Source organism: Hymenobacter sp. CRA2 (assembly GCF_002007105.1).
Classification (GTDB): Bacteria; Bacteroidota; Bacteroidia; order Cytophagales; family Hymenobacteraceae; genus Solirubrum.
Genome location: NZ_MVBC01000006.1, coordinates 147,494 through 166,926, shown reverse-complemented (window position 1 = coordinate 166,926; position 19,433 = coordinate 147,494). Strand labels below are relative to the sequence as shown.

The following is a 19,433-nucleotide window of genomic DNA, read 5'->3' as shown; positions in this document are numbered from 1 at the left end:
CCTGGGGTACCGGCCTTTGCCTTGTCTATGTGAGTAGTAGAGTGAAATTACAGCATTAGGTCGCCCACCTTCACGTCTTCCAGGTAGCGCGGCGCGGTGGGCACTTTGCCGTCCTTACGCGTCACCAGCTGCTTGGCGCCGCTTTTGTCGGCGGGGTCGGCGGTGATGTGCTCGGTTTGCTGCTGACCGGTGAGGTAGTCGGTGCGCTTGTAGGTGGTGTCGAGCTTGAGGCGGCTGCTCAGCATCAGGCTTTCGCCGATGAGGCGGACGCGGCCGGTTTCGGATTCGAAGCGGTAGCGCTGGGTCAGGTCCAGGGTCTGGTCGACGCCGGATACGTGCCGCACGGCCAGCACGCCCTTGGTGATGCTCAGCTCGGGCATGCCCGCGGCGGTGCGGTCGGAGGCAAAGCAGCCGGTGCAGTACAGCGCGGCTCCCGAGGCAGCCACGCGCCGAAACTGCCCGTTGGCCTCAGCCAGCAGCACCACCAGGGCCCGTTCGCGCCGGGCTTCGGGGGCTGTGGGACTCGGGCGCTCCACCAGCATCAGCACCGGATCGGGACGGTTGTCGCCGTTCAGGTCGCTGTTGAGCTGCTTTTCCAGCATCCAGCCATTGGGGATGAAGGCTGCCGGCCGCACGGCTTTGGCCGGCAGCATATCGGCTTTGAACACCGGCCCGGGCTCGGGGGTCGACAGCAAGCCGACGAGTAAGGAAGTAAAGAGAAAAATCATATTTCTGCGCTACTACTGACGAATCTACTCGCTCCCAACTCGCCTATCCCTTTTTTTAGTTCAATTGCCCTCTTCCCTATTTGGGAGTCATCATTTCCTATGTGGGAACACCTGACCAAGTGCCTTTCGGCCACTGCGCCCACCCGAATAAGAAATGCGCGACCCGCCCGGCAACGCACCGCTCCGATCAGGCAGTAGGTCTTGCCGGGGCATCTGGGTAAGTTGCATCCCTGTTTGCCGCCCGTGCTCAGCCTCCAGCGGCACATCGTCTACATCCATATGGAATTTCTCATCATTGGCGCCGGCATCGGTGGCCTGGCCACGGCGCTGGCGCTGCGGCAGCAGGGGCAAGGAGTGCAGGTATGCGAAGCGGCGCCGGCCCTGCGCGAAATCGGGGCGGGCGTGGTGCTCGGGGCCAACGCCATGCGCGCCCTCGACCACCTGGGCGTGCACGCGGTGGTGCGCACCGCCGGCTACCCCGTTACCCGGGTGGCGCTGCTGGATGAGCGCGGGCACGTGCTGAACGACATCGACACGCGGCCTTTTACGGAGCGCATCGGCTACGACAACCTGGCCATTCTCCGCGCCGATCTGCAACGCGTGCTGCTGGCCGAGCTGCCAGCCGGCACGGTGCAGCTAGGCAAAGTGCTGACGCGGTTTGAGTCGGCCGAAGGCCGGGTCACGGCCCACTTTGCCGATGGCAGCACGGCCACGGCCGAAGCCCTGGTAGCCGCCGACGGCATCCGCTCCCGGGTGCGCCAGCAACTGCTGCCCGCCGCGCAGCCGCGCTACGCGGGCTACACCTGCTGGCGCGGCGTGATAGAGGCGGCTAGTCTGGGGCTCGAACCGGGCCGTTCCACGGAGGCCTGGGGGCCGGCGGGCCGCTTCGGGGTGGTGCCGCTGGGCAACGGGCAGGTGTACTGGTTTGCGTGCATCAACAGCGCCCCGCCGCAGAACCCGACCTACCGCGCCTTCCGGCTGGCCGATCTGCAGCGGCACTTCGCCGGCTTTCACGCGCCCATTCCGCAGCTGCTGTCCCTCACCACCGACGAGCAGGTGCTCTGGGGCGACATCATCGACCTGCCGCCGCTGCCGCGCTTTTGCTTCGGGCAGGTGCTGCTGCTCGGCGACGCCGCCCACGCTACCACGCCCAACATGGGCCAGGGCGCGGGCCAGGCCGTGGAAGACGCCGCTATGCTGGCCCGCTGCCTGCAGGAGGCCCCCGACGTGGAGCAGGCGTTTCGGCTCTTCGACGCCCGCCGGCGCCCACGCACCACGCGCATCGTCAACCAGTCGTGGCAGCTTGGGAAAGTGGCTCAGCTGAGCAATCCGGCGCTGGTCTGGCTGCGCAACGCGGTGATGCGCCGCCTGCCCGCCGCCGTCAATGCCCGGCAAATGGCTTTTCTCTACGCCGATTAAGCACAACGACCGGCTTGCACTCCGGCCCTGCCCCGCCGACAGACCGCCAGCCCGCGTTGGCATACATCAAGGAAACTTCTGCACGCAATAGCCCAATCAACTTCCTATCTTTCAGCCCTTTTTTAATTTCTGCTTATGAGAAAAATGTACTTGCGGATGCTGGCGGCGGCGTGTAGCCTGGCGGCCGGCAGCTGGTTAAGCCCGCAGGCGTGGGCGCAAGCCCGCACGGCGGCGCCGTATTTTCGGGATGATGTTACTGCGGCCCGCTCGGCCCTGGGCTCCAGCCTGCGCCAAAGCCGCGCCCTGACGCTCGATGCGCCGGCGCTGCAGGCGGCCCTGGCCACGGCCCCGGCCGAAACCCAGCTCAGCGCCAGGCCGCTGGTGCTGGCCCTGCCCCTGCCCGATGGCGGCACGGCGCGCTTTGCAGTGGTGGAAACGGCCGTAATGGCGCCGGCGCTGGCCGCGCGCTACCCCATGATCAAAACCTACCGCGGCACGGGCCTCGACGACCCGGACGCCACCGTGCGCCTGGACATGACGCCGCGGGGCTTTCACGCGCAAATCTTGTCGCGCACCAGCGGCACGATTTACGTGGACCCGGCCACGCTTAACGACCCGCAGCACTACCTCAGCTTCTACCGCCGCGACATGAGCCCCGGAACCGGGGCGGCGGCCCCGGGCTGCCAGTTTAAGCCTAGCCCGGCCGAGCTGGCGGCGGCCCGGCAGCGCGCCGCTACGGCGGGCACGGCGCAGCGCACGCTGATTTCGGCGGGCCCGACGCTGCGCACCTACCGCCTAGCCGTAGCCACTACCGGTGAGTACACGACCTTTCACGGCGGCACCGTGGCCCTGGGCCTGTCGGCCGTGGTGACGAGCGTGAACCGCGTGGTGGGCGTGTACGAAAAGGAGCTGGCCGTGCGCCTGCAGCTGGTGGCCGGCAACGACCGGCTCATTTACACCAACGCCAACACCGACCCCTACGACAACGACGACGCCAGCACCCTGCTGACGCAAAACCAAGCCAACGTCGACGCAATCATTGGCGCGAGCGGGTACGACATCGGCCACGTGTTCAGCACGGATGGTGGTGGGCTGGCGGGTCTGGGGGTGGTGTGCCGGGGCGGCAACAAGGCCCGCGGCGAAACCGGCACCAGCAGCCCCGTGGGCGACGCCTACGACATCGACTACGTGGCCCACGAAATGGGGCACCAGTTCGGCGGCAACCACACCTTCAATAGCCCCAACAGCTCCTGCACCGACAATGGCAACCCCAGCACGGCCTTCGAGCCGGGCTCGGGCTCGACCATTATGGCCTACGCCGGCATTTGCGGCAACACCGACAACCTGCAGGGCAATTCCGACGCCTACTTCCACTCGGGCAGCATCCAGGAGATGCTGACGTTCATCGCCACCGCCACCTGCGCCACCACCACGGCCACGGGCAACACGGCGCCGGTGGTGAGCGTGCCGAGCTCGAAGACGTTGCCCATCGGTACGCCCTTCCGCCTCTCGGCCGGTGGTACTGACGCCGAGGGCGACGCGCTGACCTACTGCTGGGAGCAAATGGACCTCGGGCCCTTTGCCTCGGTGACAGCCGCCCAGGTGGCCAACTCCAACGTGCCGCTGTTCCGCTCTTTCCTGCCGACCACCTCGCCCACGCGCTACTTCCCGCGCCTGGCCAATGTCATCAACAATGCCACCAACAACGCGGAGCGCCTGCCCACGGTGACGCGTACCCTGAAGTTTCGCTGCACAGTCCGCGACCGGCACAGCGGCCCGGCGGGCGTGATTGGCGGCGTGAACTACAGCACCGACGTGAACCTGGGTGTGACCAGCGCGGCCGGGCCCTTCCTGGTAACGGCGCCGAACACGGCCGTTACCTGGACCGGCAACACCACCCAAACGGTGACGTGGAACGTGGCCGGCACCGCCGCCAACGGCGTGAACTGCGCCACGGTCAACATCCTGCTCTCCACCGACGGCGGCTTCACCTACCCCACGACGCTGGTCAGCGGCACAGCTAACGACGGCTCCGCGAGCGTATCGGTGCCCAACGTGACCACCTCGCAGGCCCGCATCATGGTGGCCGCGGCCGATAACTACTTCTTCGATATTTCGAACGCCAACTTCACCATCACGGCTCCCACGGCCTGCAACGCGCCGACGGGCGTGGCGGTGAACAACGTGACGCAAACCACGGCCACGGTGAGCTTCGCGGCCAGCGCCTCGGCCACAGGCTACACGGTGACGACCACGCCGGCTACCACCACGCAGACCGTGCCGGGCACGTCGGCCAACCTGACGGGCCTCACGCCGGGCACCAGCTACGCCGTCAACGTCGTGTCCAACTGCACCGGCGGCGCCACTTCCACGGCAGCCACGGCTTCGTTTACGACCACCGCGCCGCCGCCCTGCAACGCACCCACGAACCTGGCCGCAGGCAGCATCACGGTTTCCTCGGCGAGCATCAGCTTCACGGCCAGCGGCACGGCCAGCAGCTACACCGTGACGACGTTCCCGGCCACGACGACGCAGACGGTAACCGGCTCGCCGGTTACGCTGACGGGACTGTCGGGGGCCACCAACTACACGGTCAGCATCGTGAGCAACTGTACGAGCGGCGTAACGTCGACGCCCGGCACGCTGAGTTTTGCTACCCGCGTAGCCAACGACGAATGCGCCACGGCCATCAGCCTGACCTCGGGCCTCACCTGCGCGACTATCTCGGGCACCGTTACGGGCGCTACGCAGTCGCAGGCGGCCTCCACCTGCGACAATTCCATCAGCAACTCGGCCCTGGATGTGTGGTACTCGTTCGTGGCGACGGGTCCGCAGCATACCATCCGCACCAACAGCGCCTTCGATGGCGTGCTGCAGGTATACGCGGGCAGCTGCGGTAGCCTCACCTCCCTGGATTGCCGCGACATGAACTCCGCCGGCGGAGAATCGCTGACTTTTACCAACCTGACGAGCGGGGCACGCTACTACGTGCGCTACTATCCCTACGTGACGGCCAGCGTTCCGGTGCCGGCCGATGGCAGCTTTACCATCTGCGTGACCGGCCCGGCAACTCCGACGGCCGCGCCAGTGGTACTCACGCCGGCCAACGGCAGCTTGATCAGCAGTGCCCGCCCGCCCATCACTGGCACGGCCCCGAGCGGCACCACCGTTGCGGTTTACCTCGACGGCACGAGCAGCGGCTCGACTACGGCCAATGCCAGCGGCAACTGGAGCTTTACGCCGACTACCAACCTGGCCGACGGCTCGCACACGGTGTATGCTACGGCGGCGGTGGGCGCCAACATCAGCCCCAATAGCAATACCAACACCTTCACGGTGGATGCCACGGCCCCAACCGTAGCCATCAGCAGCACCGTGGGCGCCTCGGGCAGCAGCACCAGCACTTCCCCGATTCCATTCACGGTGACCTTCTCCGAAAGCGTGAGCAGCTTCGTGGCCAGCGACGTGACGGTGACGGGCGGTGCGGTAACGGCTGGCAGCTTCAGCGGCAGCGGCACCACTTACAATTTCAGCGTGACGCCTGCGGGCAACGGCACCGTGACGGTGAACGTGGCGGCGGGCGTAGCGCAGGATGCGCCCGGCAACGGCAACGCGGCGGCTTCGCCGTTCAGCATCATCTACAACCAAGCCACCACGGCGGCTCCAGTGGTAGTGCTACCCGCCAATGGTAGCTTCGTTAATAGCAGCATCCCCACCTACAGCGGCACGGCACCGGCCAGTGTAGTAATAGTATACGTCGATGGCATTGCAACTGCTCAATCCGTAGGCAATACCAACTGGAGCATTACCCAGCCGACGCCTTTGGCGGAGGGCACACACACGGTATACGCTACTGCCCAAATCCAAGGGCAGTTTGTAAGCCCCAGCAGCAACACCAATACCTTCATCGTCGACACCACGGCCCCGACGGTGAGCCTCAGCTCTTCGGCCGGCGCTTCGGGCAGCTCCACGACGACCTCGCCCCTGCCCTTCACGGCGACGTTCTCCGAACCGGTAACGGGCTTCTCGGTTAGCGGCATTCAGGTGACCAACGGCTCGGTCAGCAGCCTGACGACCAGCAACGCTACCACCTACACCTTCGTGGTGACGCCCATCACGGCGGGCACGCCTACCACGGTGCAGGTGCTGGCCAATGCCGCTCAGGACGTGGCCAGCAACGGCAACGCTGCCTCGAGCAGCTACTCGCTGACTTACCTTGCCCCTGTCACGGCCACTACCTGGACCGGCGCAGTAAGTACCGACTGGTATACGGCCGCCAACTGGACCGGCGGCGTGCCGACTGCTTCGCTGGATGCCACGGTGCCCGGCAACGCCCCGCGCATGCCCCTGATTGCGGCGGGCGTGGCTACAACCCGCAACCTGACCATTGGCAGCGGTGCTACGCTAAACCAGACGGCAGGCACCCTCGACGTACGCGCCAACCTGACCAACAACGGCACCTTTGTGCCCTCAGGCGGTACGACAGCCCTGGGCTCTACGGCCCAAACCAACGGCCCGAACATTCTGGGCAGCTCACGCATTCGCTTCTGGAACCTGACCGTGGGCACCAACGGGCTGCTGCTGAGCACCTCGGCCGGGGCCTCGGCCCGGCGGCTCGTGACGCTCAACGGCGCCTTGGTCACGCAGGGTAACCCGTTCACGCTCGAATCCGACGCCAACAACACGGCTATGCTAGTGAACAACGGCAGCAACGCCGTGTTGGGCAACGTGACGGTGCAGCGCTACATTGTGCCTGACCTCAACCCCAACCTGGGCTACCGCCACGTATCGGCGCCGACCGGCAACGCCACGGTGAGCAACCTGGCCACGGCGGGCTTTACGCCCGTGGTGAACCCAGCCTACAACACCAGCGCCCAGCCCAGCGCCGTAACGCCCTTCCCCACGGTGTACGGCTACGACCAGTCGCGCCTAGCCACGGCCACCAACACCCTGTCGACCTTCGACAAGGGCTGGTACTCGCCCGCTACTCTGAGCACCCCGCTTGGCGTGGGCCAGGGCTACACCGTCAACATGCCGGCCGGTCAGACGCTGGCCTTCACCGGGCCACAAAACAACGGCAGCATTGCCGTGGCGCTGAGCCGCAACACCGGCCCCACGGCTGCCGACGCCGGCTTGGCGCTGGTGGGCAACCCCTACCCCGCGCCCCTAGACTGGAGCCAGCTAACGGATGCCGACCGCCCGGGCGTGGATGCAGCGATGTACGTATTTGTCAGCGACGACCCGACCAACGCCTACGCCGGCACCTACCGCTTCTTTAACAACGGCATCGGCACGATCAGCCCGGTGCTGCCGCTGGGCCAGGGCTTTTTCGTGCGCGTGACGCCGGGCCAAACGGCGGGCACCATCAACTTCCGCAACAGCCACCGCGTCACGTCCTATACGAACCCGGTGTATCACCGCCCCACCGAAACCCGGCCTCTGGTGCAGCTCACGCTTAAAGCTGCGGGCGCCACAACGGGCGACGACGCGTTTGTGTACTTCGAGCAAGGCGCTACCGACGGCTTTGACTCTCAGTACGACGCCGAAAAGCTGCCCAACCCCTCGGGGCTTAACCTTTCGACCAGCCTCTCGGCCACTCAGCGCCTGAGCATTGACGGGCGCGCTGCGCTGGGCACGGCCCAACGCGTGGTACCGCTGGCCGTGGGCGTACCAGCTGTGGGCAGCTACACGCTTTCGGCCGCCGAGCTACTGAACCTGACCGCTGTGCCGGTGTACCTGCGCGACGTGCAAACCGGCGCTCTGATTGACCTCGTGCAGCAGTCCAGCTACTCGTTCACGGTAACCAATGCCTCGGCTCTGATTACCGGCCGCTTCGAGCTGGTCTTCTCGCCGCAACGGCCGCTGGCTGCCACCTCGGCCGCTACGGCGCTGCAACTGAGCGTGTGGCCCAACCCGGTGGCCGGCCACGCCCAACTGCACCTGACGCTGAGCAAAGCCGTGCCGGCTGGCACCGCCACGCTACGCGACGTGCTAGGCCGCACCGTGGCCACGCACGACTTCAGCGGCAGCAGCACCAGCCTGCCCACCCAGGGCCTGGCTACTGGCACCTACCTGCTGAGCGTAACGGCCCCCGGCCAAGCACCGGTGACCCGCCGCGTGGTGGTGGAGTAATCTTACCATCAGTTAGTAGGCCAAAAAGCCCCGCCGGAATGCTCCGGCGGGGCTTTTTTATGATGAGCGAAGGCCAGATAAAGGACGACAGAGCTTCTTAAGTGCTTTAATCAGCTGGTACGGCAGCCCAACCGCCCGCTGCTACAACCACAGCGAGCGGTTAGGCCGCACGCGCGTGACGTTGCGCACTGGCTCGGCTTTGGCTTCTTCGCGCTCCTCTTCTACTTCTTCCTCGAAGCCCTCCTTGATTTTCTCCAGCGCTTCCACGTGGTCCGATTCGTCGGCTTCCTCCAGGTTGGCTTCCTGCTCGTGCCGGTCGCGGGGCTCGTAGCTGAGCTTGATGAAAATAGGAAAGTGGTCGGAGCCCACGTAGGGCAGGCGCTGCATGTCGTCGACTTTGAAGTGCGGTGAGACGAAAACGTGGTCGAGGGGCCAACGCAGCAGGCGGTACTCGGCGTGGAAGGTGGGCAGCAGGCCGCGGCCTACGCGCGGGTCCATGAGTCCGCTGATGCGCCGAAACAGCTCGGAAGTGTGCGACCAGGCCACGTCGTTCATGTCGCCGAACACGATGGTCGGCTCGTCTTTGCGGTCGATTTCCTTGCCCACCAGCAGCAGCTCGGCGTCGCGGCGGGTGCTGGTCTTGGACTCCTGCGGCGCGGGCGGCTTGGGGTGCAGCCCGTACACGCGCAGACGGGTACCGTCGGGCATCTGCACGCGGGTGTGGATGCTGGGCACGTCGTCGTCCAGCAAATACTTGATGCGGCAGCCGATCAGCGGCAGGCGCGAGAAGAACAGCAGGCCGTAAGTGTTGTCGAGCGGCTCGTGGCAGGTGTAGGGGTGCGTCTGCTGCAAGGGGCGCAGCTGGTCGAGCCACCACGAATCGGTTTCGACGGCCATGATGATGTCCGGGTCGGCTTCGCGGATAACCTGTAGAGCACGCGCGCCCTGCTTGTTGTACTGCAGCACGTTCATCATCAGCAGGCTCACGTGGCCGCGGCTGCTGTCGGTGGTGCTGTCGCCCACCTGCTTGCGCGCCAGCCGGGTGTAGGGCACGATGCGCAGCAGCTGGTAAACGATGGCCGCCGCCAGGCTCAGTACCAGGGCAATGCCCCACCAGCCGCAGTACCAGAAATCGAGCAGCAGGGCGGCGGGCAGCACCAGCGCCATCACACCTACGATTTGCAGGCGCGGAAAGTCGAAAATGCGGATCCACCAAGCCGTTTGGCGCAGCAGCGGCAGCAGCGTAGCCACGAGGCTGGCCACGCCGAGCAGGCCTACCAGGCCGATGAGCAGGTGAGTAAAAAATGAGGGGTGCAAGCCGGGACGGATGGGAGTTGGGAGAGGAGCTTTGAGGCATTGTACTACGCCGGCCCGACTTGGTTTCAACTCCTCCGTTACATTCTGGCCTTGGGCCCGTTAATTGGACTCAGCCCAGAACCGGCCGCCCTCAAATATCGTCGAGTCCGCCCTTGCGCAGCTCGTCCACGGAGCGCATCACTTTGTCGCGCAGGGCGGCGCGGTGCTTTTCCAGCGCATCGCTCAGGCGGGCGTTGCCGAGGGCCAGCATCTGCACGGCCAGCACGGCGGCGTTGGCGGCATTGTCGAGGGCGACGGTGGCCACGGGCACGCCGGCCGGCATCTGCAGCATCGACAGGATGGAATCGAGCCCGCCGATGCTGGTGGCCGCGTTGATGGGCACGCCGATGACGGGTAGGGTGGTAAAGGCCGCCACCATGCCGGGCAGGTGGGCGGCCCCGCCCCCGCCGGCAATAATGACGCGCAGCCCGCGCTTGCGGGCCGATTCGGCGTACTCAACGAGGCGGTGCGGGGTGCGGTGGGGCGAGACGAGGGTGAGTTCGTACGGCACCTGGAACTGGCGGAGCATTTCGGCCGCGGCGTTCATCACGCGCAGGTCCGACTGGCCGCCCATCAGAATGCCGACCACGGGCGTGGCGGCGTCCGTGGCGTTGGGCTCGGGGGGCAGGGTAGTCATAAACGGGTCAGAAAGAAGCTGGTGAAAGGCTGGGCCCGAAGCCCAACGGTAGTGATACGCACCTGCCTCTAAACATAGCGAACTTCCGCCCCGCTCGTATGCGCTTCTCCCCTACCTTTAGCGGGATTTTGTGCCCTACCGCATGGATTTGCTGAACATACTGCTCGCCACTTTCACCACGCTCTTCTCGGTCGTGAACCCCTTCGGCGCCATGCCAGTGTTCCTCACGCTGACCGAACACGAAACGGCCGGCGACCGGGCACGCATTGCCCTGCGGGCGTGTACTTACATGGTGGGCGTGCTGGCGGTGTCGTTCTTTGCCGGGCAGTACGTGCTGAATTTCTTCGGCATCAACATCCACCACCTGCGCATTGCGGGCGGCATCCTGCTCATGCGCTCGGCCTTCGATTTGCTCACGCCGGGCGGCAACCGCGCCAAGGTTTCGGACGCCACGCTGGAGGAAAGCCTGCACAAGGAGGACATTTCGTTTACGCCGCTGGCCATGCCCATGCTTTCGGGTCCGGGCTCCATTGCCGTATGCATCGGCCTGTTCACCGGCAAGCTGAGCTACCCCGACATGGCCCTGATTTTCCTGGGCTTCGTACTGGTAGCGGCGGCCAGCTACCTCATCCTGCTGTTCTCGCTACGGCTGACGCGCTTTTTGGGCCGGCCGGGCATGGCCGCACTGGCGCGCATCATGGGCTTTATCACCCTGGCTCTGGGTGTGAACTTCATCATGTCGGCCATCAAGGCGCTGTTCATGACGGAGTCGTGAGGCGGTAGCACCGCACCATCCATCATTGCGAGGAGGAACGACGGCCAGAGGCTACCGACGACCACCGGTACTGGTTGCCTCTGCGTTTCATCCGTGCACATATCCGTTGCCGCCCGCGGGTTATCTTTGTGGCCCGAAACTGCCAACTGATGCTGAAGAACGACCTGATCCTGCGTGCCGCCCGCGGCGAACAAACCGAACGTACGCCCGTGTGGCTGATGCGCCAAGCCGGCCGCATTCTGCCCGAGTACCGCGCCCTGCGCGCCCGGCTGAGCGGGTTCAAGGAATTGGTCGAGACGCCGGATCTGGCCGCCGAAGTCACCATTCAGCCCATCGACGCGCTGGACGTGGACGCGGCCATCATCTTCAGCGACATCCTAGTGGTGCCCGAGGCCATGGGCCTGACCTACGAAATGGTGGAAGCCCGCGGGCCGCTGTTTCCCGAAACCGTGAAATCGGCGGCTGATGTGGAGCGCCTGCGCGTGGCCGACCCGCACGAGCACTTGGGCTACGTGCTCGACGCCATTAAAGTGACCAAGAAAGCCCTGAGCGGCCGCGTGCCGCTGATTGGCTTCGCCGGCGCCCCCTGGACTATCCTGGCGTACATGGTGGAAGGTCATGGCTCCAAGACTTTCTCCAAAGCCCGCCGCCTGCTGTTTCAGGAGCCGGAGCTGGCCCACGCCCTGCTGCGCAAAATCACCGATACCACCATTGCCTACCTGCGCGCCCAGGTGGAGGCCGGCGCCAACATGCTGCAGGTATTCGACTCCTGGGCGGGTATCCTGAATCCGCAGCACTACCACACGTTCTCGGCCTCGTACATCGCCGAAATCTGCGCGGCCATGCCCGCCGATATTCCCGTGACGGTGTTTGCCAAGGGCGCTTACTTCGCCCACCAGGAATTCGCCCAAACCAATTGCCGCACCATCGGCCTGGACTGGAATGAGGACCCGCGCCAGGTGCGTCCGCTCGTCGGCAACAAAACACTGCAGGGTAACCTCGACCCCTGCGCGCTGTACGGCTCGGCCGAACAGGTACGCGCCGCCACCATTGAGATGCTGGAGCGTTTTGGCCCGCAGCACCACATTGCCAACCTCGGCCACGGCGTGTACCCCGATACCAACCCCGACCGCGTGCGCGTGTTCATCGAGACGGTGAAGGAGCACAGCCTGCGCATGCGCCAGGATTTGGCGTAACGGCAGACCGTTTAGAACGTCATCCTGACGCAGGAAGGACCTTACTCCGCTTGAACGATTATCGTCACAACGACTCGTTCAGGCTTGGTAAGGTCCTTCCTGCGTTAGGATGACCGTTCCGTTTTGCAGCCTCAGCCTTACAGTTTCTACAGCACTGCCGAGGCCTCGGCTTCCTGCAGCAGGCGCGTTTTCTCGATGGGCACCACGCCCACCTGCTCGCACACCAAGCCGCCGCCGAGGTTGGCCAACGCCGCCATGCTGGTCGGCGCTACCTCTAGGGCCACGCACAGGGCGGCAATACTGATAACGGTGTCGCCGGCGCCCGACACGTCGGAAATGGCGCGCACGTGGGCCGGCAGGTAGATGGGGCCCTGGCCGGCGTCGCAGAACACGCCGCGCTCGGAGAGGGTCACCAGGACCATATCCGGTGCCAGATGCTCGCGCAGCACCTGCACGGCGCGCTCCAGGCCGGCGTTGTCGCCGTCGGCGAAGTCGATTTTGAGGCCTTCGCGCAGCTCCTTCAGGTTGGGCTTAAACAACGTGCATCCGCGGTAGGCCAGGAAGTTGCGCTTTTTCGGGTCGACCACCGTGGGCACGCCCTTGGCCCGGGCCAACTCGATGAACTGGGCAATGCGCCCGGCATTAAGCACGCCCTTGTCGTAGTCTTCGAAGATGACCACGTCGGCGCGGTCGAGCAACTGCGCGTACGCCTCGGCCAGGGCGGCGTCTTCGGCGGTGCTCAGGTCGGTTTCCACTTCCGCGTCGATGCGCAGCAGCTGCTGGCCGTGGGCCAGGATGCGCTGCTTGACGGTGGTGGGCCGCTCGGCGCTGCGCACCAGGCCGTCGGCGGGCAGATGCCGCTCGTGCAGCAGCTGCAGCAGCTGGTCGCCGCCGGCGTCGTCGCCGATGACGGCGCAGAGCAGCGGCGTGGCCCCCAGGGCCTGCACGTTCAGGGCCACGTTGGCCGCGCCCCCGAGGCGCTGCTCGGTGCGCGTCACGTTCACCACCGGCACCGGGGCTTCGGGCGAAAGGCGGGCAGCTTTGCCCCACACGTAGGCGTCCACCATCACGTCGCCCACGATGAGCACGGTCAGGTCGTTGAAAGCAGTAAAGAGGGCGGGTAGCGTAGCGGGTGACGACGGAGCAGCAGCGGGCATCAGGGCAGGCAAAGCAAATGAGGCCGCAAAGATAACCGACAGTCAGCTGAGCAGCCCGGTTTTGGCGGCGCATGACTTCGGCAGAAAAGATAATCCGAGTTTGGCCGCACAAAACCGGGGGTATTCGGGTTGCATATACTACCTGGGGTTTTGACCGGCTCCGCTCCTCTCAATTCCCTATTCCCCTGCCGCGTGGATGAAGACCTGAAAACCAGCCTGGCCAACAACGCCAAGGCGTGGCTGGCCCTTTCCCTTTCAATCTCGGACGCCGAAAAAGTGGCATTCGACAAAGTGCACGACGACTTTCTAGCCACTTACGGCCCGAGCTTTATGGTGCGGGTGTACCGCAACATGGTGGAAAGAATGCTGCGTCACAGCACCAACGACGAGCGAGACAAGCTCCTCTCTGACTTCAAGGCGGCCATGGACCAGGCCATCGACGAGCACCACGGTTCGCGCTAAGCCACGCCGTGGCAAATTGTGCTTACACCGCAGCGGCGACCGGCTCTTCAGAGTTGGCCGCCGCTGCCGTTTTACGGTCGTCCATGGCTAGCGTGCCAGCAGCTGCACATGGCCCAGGTGATGCCGTCCGTGCCAGGCGTACTGCACCAGGGCCTGCTCCAGGGTATACACGCGGTCGAATACCGGGTGGTAGAAGGTCCGCTGCCAATCGGCTTCCGTCAGGTGATACAGCAGCACTACCCAGCGGGCGTGCAGGTGCTCCAGCATACCCAGCGACACCGTTATGGGCGTGGCCGCCACGTCGGGCAGCTCCACCCAGGCGTTGGGGTTCCAGGCCGGAATGCTGGGGTGCTCCTCCGTCAGGGCCAGGTGAAAGCGCAGGTAATTATTCAGGTGCGCGTCGGCGAGGTGATGGATAACCTGCCGGCCATTCCAGCCGCCGGGGCGGTAGGGCTGCTCCAGGCGCACGCCGCCGGCGGCTTTACCGGCTTCGCGGAGCTGGGCGGGCAGGTCCGCTATCTGCTGAATGTAGCCGAGGCGCTCGGCGGGCGTGAGTGGCTGCTGGGGCAGCACCACGCGGCCCACGGGGTAGCGCAGGTGTTCGTCGTCGATACCAGGGGCGGCAGCCGGGTTTTGGCTCATAGCAGTAAGCATGAAATAAATGCGCCAGCATTTTACCCAAAAGCCACCTTCCGTCGTGGAAGGTGGCTTTTGGGCATCGTAATAAGTCGGCTGCTTACTGCAGCTTGGCCAGGCTTACTTTGATGCGGCGGAAGGCTTCGGCCAGCTTCTCATCGGCGGCGGCGGTGCTGAAGCGCATACACTGCGGCGCCCCGAAAGCCGCGCCGTCGACGGCGGCTACGTGGCCGTCGCGCAGCAGGTAGAGGGCCAGGTCGCATGCGTTCTGGATGGTTTCGCCGTCGGGCGTGGTTTTGCCGAAGTAAGCCGACACGTCGGGGAAGATGTAGAAGGCGCCGTCGGGCTGGGGCGTCTTGAAGCCCGGAATGTCTTTCACCAGCTCCAGCACCAGGTCGCGGCGGCGGCGGTAGGCGGCCACCATCTCATCGGCCGAGCTGCGCCCGCCCTGCAACGCGGCCAGACCGGCACGCTGGGTGATGGAGCAGGTGGCGGAGGTAATCTGGCTTTGCATCTTCTCGCAGGCGGCGGCCACTTCCTTGCGGGCCGCCAGGTAGCCGATGCGCCAGCCCGTCATGGCGTAGCCCTTGGAGAAGCCGTTGACGGTCACCACCTGGTCTTTCACCGCGTCGAAGTGGGCCAGGCTGGCGTGCTCGCCCACGAAGTTGATGTACTCGTAAATCTCGTCGGCTACCACGAACACCTGCGGGTGCTGGGCAATGACGTCGGCAATGGCGCTTAGCTCCTCGCGCGACCAGACAGCGCCCGTCGGGTTGCAGGGCGAGGAGTACATCACCAGCTTGGTGCGGGGCGTAATGGCGTCGGCCAGCTGCGCGGCCGTCACTTTGTAGTCGTTTTCGAGGCTGCCCACGAGGCGCACCGTTACGCCCTCGGCCAGCTTCACCATCTCCTCGTAGCTCACCCAGTAGGGCGAAAACACGATGACCTCGTCGCCGGGGTTCACCAGCGTGAGCACGGCGTTGGCCAGGGCCTGCTTGGCGCCGGTGCTCACCACGATGTTCTCGGGCTGGTAGTCGAGGTTGTTGTCGCGCTTGAATTTGTCGGCAATGGCCTGGCGCAGGGCCGGAATGCCGGGCACGGGGGTATAAAAGGTGAAACCCTCATCGATGGCCTGCTTGGCGGCATCCTTGATGTACTGCGGCGTCTGGAAGTCCGGCTCCCCGAAGCTCAGGCTAATCACGTCGACGCCCTGGGCGGCTAGTTCGCGGGCCTTTTTGGCCATGCCGATGGTCTGGGACTCCTCCAGCGCGTTGATGCGGTCGGAGAGAAAGGAAACGGCGGCATTCGGCACGGCTGTAGCAGTAGACATGGGCAAAGGGTAAGCTGGGAGTGGGACGATGGAGAATGAGCCGCAAAAATACGCAGATGGCTCAGCTCAACGACTGATGCGGAAATATGGAAGCTTCTGGCCCTGTACGCACAAGTAAAGCAAGTAGCGGTGAATGAACTTGCTGTTTGGGAAGATCGGTCCGCAGAAGTGGAAGGCCCTGGCGCCTGTTTGGTCGCAGGCGTAACCGGAGCAGAATACCGCCCCTACTCCCGCCCCAGCCCGCGCAGGTTCTGCAGCACCAAGCGCAAATCGTCAGTCGGCGTGTAGTCGCGGGCGTAAAGCAACTCCAGGCGGCGGCGGGTAGCCTCGGAAAGGGGCCCGGCGCCCGGCGCCTCGGCGTGGTCGGCGGGCGAGAGGACGGCGCGGGCCGTGCCGCGGCGCGGTGCCAGGTAGCGTAGGCCTACCCAGGTGCGGCGGCCGAGTAGCACACGCAGTACGTTGCGCAGGTAGCCCGCCGCATGGCGCTGCAGCCAGAGCAGCAGCGGTGCCCCCAGCAGCAGGCCCAAGCTGAGCAGAATATCCACGAGGCGCTTGGCGCGGCGCTGCTGCGGCTTGTAGAGGTTCAGTTCGATGTCGAGGGCGTAGTAGTCGCCGGGCGAGTCTTTGCTGGACGAGCCGATGATGTATTCGCTGTCCTCGGGCAGAATCTTGAACGACACGCCGGGGTGCGTCTGCTGCAGCTGCACCATGCGGCCCATAATCTGGCTGGCCGACAGGTCCTTGCCGCAGAAAATCAACTCGTCCAGCGCGTAAATGCGCAGCACCTCGTCGAGCTGGCGCAAGGAACCAAGCAAATCCTCGGGCGCATTCACCGCTGCGCTGTCCTCGGTCGGGCTCACGAAACCGATGATGCGGGCCTGCACGGCGGCGGCTTCGAGCAGGTGACGCACCCGGGCGCTTTCAGCCTGCGAACCTACGATGGCAATGTTTTTCTGCCGCCGCTCCGAGAGGCGCAGGTCGCGGTAGCGCACCACGTGCTGCACCAGCCGCCGCCCCACCATGGCTGCCACCGCCCAGGTACCCCCGAGCACGATGAGCGCCTTGGAAAAGCGCCAGGCATCGAGGAAGTTTGAGAGGGCGGAGATGATGACCGTGCCGAAAAAGATGCCGCGCACAATGCGCGAGGCCTTGGCCGGTTCGTCGTAGGCGCCGCTGAGGTAGCTGGAGCTGAGCCACATCAGGATGTAGGCTGGTACGGCCACCAGCATATACTGCGGCGGGTAGGGCGTGGGCACGTACTTGTGGTTTCGCTCCCAGTACGTTTTCAGGAAGTATATCCCTACGAAGATGATCAGCGCATCGAGCAGGATGGGCCAGGCCTGGTCCCAGAACCGCCGTACGATGGCCACGCCCGCGCGCAGCCAGATGGCTAGGTTGATCAGCAGCGAAAAGGTGCCCGCCCGCTGCGGTGCGAAGTGCTTGCGGGCGAAGATGACCATGGCGCGGTAAAACACGAACACGTAGTTTACCGAGGTGCGCTTGGTGCTTTCGCCCTTGTAGTGGATGATGCGCGTACCGGCGAAGTAGTAATTCTTCCAGCCGCCCTGCGTCAAGCGGTACGAGAGGTCGATATCCTCGCCGTACATGAAGTAATCCTCGTCGAGCAGGCCGACCTGGTCCAGCGCCGCCTTGCGCATGAGCATGAACGCCCCGCTGAGCACCTCGATCTGGTGCGTCTGGTCCTTGTCGAGGAAGCCGAGGTGGTAGCGCCCGAAACGCCGCGACTTCGGAAACAGCGCTGCCAGCCCAAACACCTTGTAGAAGGCCACCCAGGGCGTAGGCAGGCCGCGCTTGCTTTCGGGCAGAAACTTGCCCTGCCCATCGAGCATTTTCACGCCCAGTCCGCCGCAGTCGGAGTGCTGGTCCATGAACTCGCAGCAGCGCAGGAAGGTATCTTCCTCCACCACCGTATCGGGGTTGAGCAGCAGCTGGTACTCGCCCTTGGCAATACGCAGGGCTTGGTTGTTGGCCTTCGAGAAACCGGGGTTGTCCTGGTTTTCGATAAGAATGACTTCCGGAAAACGCTGCCGCACCATGCTCACCGAGCGGTCCACCGAGTTGTTGTCGACCACGAAAACCTCCACCGGCTGGGCCAGCTTCTCGGCCGCACGCCGCACCGACAGCAGCGTCTGCTCCAGGAAGTAGCAGACGTTGTAATTGACGACGACGACGGAAAGCTTGACGGGGGCAGGCACGGGCGGGAGCAACTGACTGCGAAAGTTACGCAGAGTTTGATTCAAGCCCGGCCCTTGCGGTGCAGAGCCAACCCCAACAACGGCTCATCCCGCACTGATTGTGGGAGAAGCCGTTTGCGTTACGGCAGCCTTACCCCAGCAGCTCCGCGCACTGCCGGGCTATTTCCAGCTCCTCGTTGGTGGGCACCACCAGTACCTTCACCAGCGCATCGGCCGCGCTGATTGCGCGCAGCTCGCGGCTGCGCACCTGGTTGCGCGCCTCATCCAGCCGGATGCCGAGAAACTCCAGCCCGGAGCAGGCCAGCCGGCGTACCGCGGCGTCGTTCTCCCCTACCCCGGCCGTGAAGACCACCGCGTCGAGGCCCCCGAGCGCGGCGGCGTAGGCACCGAGGTATTTCTTGATGCGGTAGGCGTACAGCTCCAGCGCCAGGGTGGCTTCGGCGTCGCCGGCGGCTACGGCCGCGCCCACGTCGCGCATGTCGCTGTGGCCGGTGAGGCCGAGCATGCCGCTTTGCTTATTCAGCAGGGCGCTGACCTGCTCCACGGAGTAGCCGAGCTGCTGCACGAGGTGGAAGATGACTGACGGGTCGATGTCGCCGGAACGGGTGCCCATCACCAAGCCACTGAGCGGCCCAAAGCCCATGCTGGTGTCGATGCACCGCCCGGCCTGCACGGCGGCCATGCTGCAGCCGTTGCCCAGGTGCACAGTTACGAGGCGAGCGTCGGGCTTGCCGAGGTGCTCGGCGGCGCGGGCGGCCACGTACTTGTGGCTGGTGCCGTGGAAGCCGTACACGCGAATACCATGCTCGTGGTACAGGCTCGCCGGCAGCGCGTAGCGGAAGGCATGCTCGGGCAAGGTCTGGTGAAAAGCCGTGTCGAACACCGCCACCTGCCGGGCCTGCGGAATCAGCTGCTCGGCTACCTCAATGCCGAGGTAGTTGGCCGGGTTGTGCAGCGGGGCCAGGGCAAACAGGCTTTTGATTTCGGTCTTTACGGCTTCGTCGACGAGCGTCGTTGCCGCAAATTTCTCCCCGCCGTGCACCACCCGGTGGCCAACCACGTCGATATCAGTCGGGTCCTGAATCACGCCGTTTTCGGCATCGGTGAGCAGGGCCACTACTTCGCGCAGGCCGGCGGCGTGGTCGGGCAGCGCCAGGGTGCGCTGCTGCTTCTGCGGCTCGGCATCAGCCCCGAACACGGTGTGCGTGATGACAGAATCGGGCAGGCCGATGCGCTCAATAAGCCCGCTGCAGACAGGCTGCTCGGCGGGCCAGCGGAAGAGTTGGTACTTGATGGACGAGCTACCGGAGTTGACGACGAAGATGTTCATGAGAAAAACCAGGGCGCGGCTACCCATGAGCGGGTGGCCGCGGCGGTGCGACAGTATCG

13 protein-coding genes are annotated in these 19,433 nt (G+C 65.0%); 5 read left to right on the top strand and 8 right to left on the bottom strand.

What is annotated here, in order from left to right; translation table 11 throughout:
- Window positions 1–47: 47 nt before the first annotated feature.
- Entirely contained in the window at window positions 48–728 is a 681-nt protein-coding gene (locus B0919_RS11605) for a hypothetical protein (RefSeq protein WP_139362072.1), read from the bottom strand.
- A gap of 243 nt (window positions 729–971) precedes the next feature.
- Between B0919_RS11605 and B0919_RS11600 the strand changes: the two genes are divergently transcribed.
- Both B0919_RS11600 and B0919_RS11595 read left to right on the top strand, forming a co-directional pair.
- Window positions 972–2,147, top strand: coding sequence for an FAD-dependent monooxygenase (locus B0919_RS11600; RefSeq protein WP_139362071.1), 1,176 nt, complete (start codon window positions 972–974; stop codon window positions 2,145–2,147).
- A gap of 135 nt (window positions 2,148–2,282) precedes the next feature.
- Window positions 2,283–8,279 carry a reprolysin-like metallopeptidase gene (locus tag B0919_RS11595; RefSeq protein ID WP_078012418.1) on the top strand — a complete coding sequence of 1,999 codons (5,997 nt, stop codon included), beginning with the start codon at window positions 2,283–2,285 and terminating at the stop codon, window positions 8,277–8,279.
- 141 nt (window positions 8,280–8,420) lie between these two features.
- Here the strand turns inward: B0919_RS11595 and B0919_RS11590 are convergent, their stop codons facing one another.
- Window positions 8,421–9,596 (bottom strand): endonuclease/exonuclease/phosphatase family protein, encoded by a 1,176-nt coding sequence (locus tag B0919_RS11590; protein WP_078012417.1) that lies wholly within the window; start codon window positions 9,594–9,596, stop codon window positions 8,421–8,423.
- A 130-nt stretch (window positions 9,597–9,726) separates the two neighbouring features.
- Window positions 9,727–10,272, bottom strand: coding sequence for a 5-(carboxyamino)imidazole ribonucleotide mutase (purE, locus tag B0919_RS11585; protein WP_078012416.1), 546 nt, complete (start codon window positions 10,270–10,272; stop codon window positions 9,727–9,729).
- 142 nt (window positions 10,273–10,414) lie between these two features.
- Between purE and B0919_RS11580 the strand changes: the two genes are divergently transcribed.
- On the top strand, window positions 10,415–11,047 hold the full coding sequence (locus B0919_RS11580; protein WP_254846555.1) for a MarC family protein: 633 nt from the start codon (window positions 10,415–10,417) through the stop codon (window positions 11,045–11,047).
- 146 nt (window positions 11,048–11,193) lie between these two features.
- Entirely contained in the window at window positions 11,194–12,243 is a 1,050-nt protein-coding gene (gene hemE / locus B0919_RS11575) for a uroporphyrinogen decarboxylase (protein ID WP_078012524.1), read from the top strand.
- Window positions 12,244–12,389: 146 nt separating this feature from the next.
- On the opposite strand, the gene B0919_RS11570 is transcribed toward hemE, so the two are convergent.
- Window positions 12,390–13,400: a bifunctional heptose 7-phosphate kinase/heptose 1-phosphate adenyltransferase gene (locus B0919_RS11570; RefSeq protein ID WP_078012415.1), complete on the bottom strand. Its 1,011-nt coding sequence runs from the start codon at window positions 13,398–13,400 to the stop codon at window positions 12,390–12,392.
- A gap of 192 nt (window positions 13,401–13,592) precedes the next feature.
- Here B0919_RS11570 and B0919_RS11565 point away from each other — a divergent pair, with 192 nt between their 5' ends.
- Entirely contained in the window at window positions 13,593–13,862 is a 270-nt protein-coding gene (locus B0919_RS11565) for a hypothetical protein (RefSeq protein ID WP_078012414.1), read from the top strand.
- Window positions 13,863–13,949: 87 nt separating this feature from the next.
- Here the strand turns inward: B0919_RS11565 and B0919_RS11560 are convergent, their stop codons facing one another.
- The 4 genes from B0919_RS11560 to B0919_RS11545 form a co-directional block, all read right to left on the bottom strand.
- On the bottom strand, window positions 13,950–14,504 hold the full coding sequence (locus B0919_RS11560) for a YfiT family bacillithiol transferase (RefSeq protein ID WP_078012413.1): 555 nt from the start codon (window positions 14,502–14,504) through the stop codon (window positions 13,950–13,952).
- A gap of 94 nt (window positions 14,505–14,598) precedes the next feature.
- Window positions 14,599–15,828 carry a pyridoxal phosphate-dependent aminotransferase gene (locus tag B0919_RS11555; protein ID WP_078012412.1) on the bottom strand — a complete coding sequence of 410 codons (1,230 nt, stop codon included), beginning with the start codon at window positions 15,826–15,828 and terminating at the stop codon, window positions 14,599–14,601.
- 224 nt (window positions 15,829–16,052) lie between these two features.
- Window positions 16,053–18,044 carry a glycosyltransferase gene (locus B0919_RS11550; RefSeq protein WP_078012411.1) on the bottom strand — a complete coding sequence of 664 codons (1,992 nt, stop codon included), beginning with the start codon at window positions 18,042–18,044 and terminating at the stop codon, window positions 16,053–16,055.
- 130 nt (window positions 18,045–18,174) lie between these two features.
- The gene (locus B0919_RS11545) at window positions 18,175–19,374 is read right to left on the bottom strand and encodes an acetate/propionate family kinase (protein ID WP_078012410.1); all 1,200 of its coding nucleotides are present in this window, start codon (window positions 19,372–19,374) and stop codon (window positions 18,175–18,177) included.
- Window positions 19,375–19,433 lie beyond the last annotated feature (59 nt).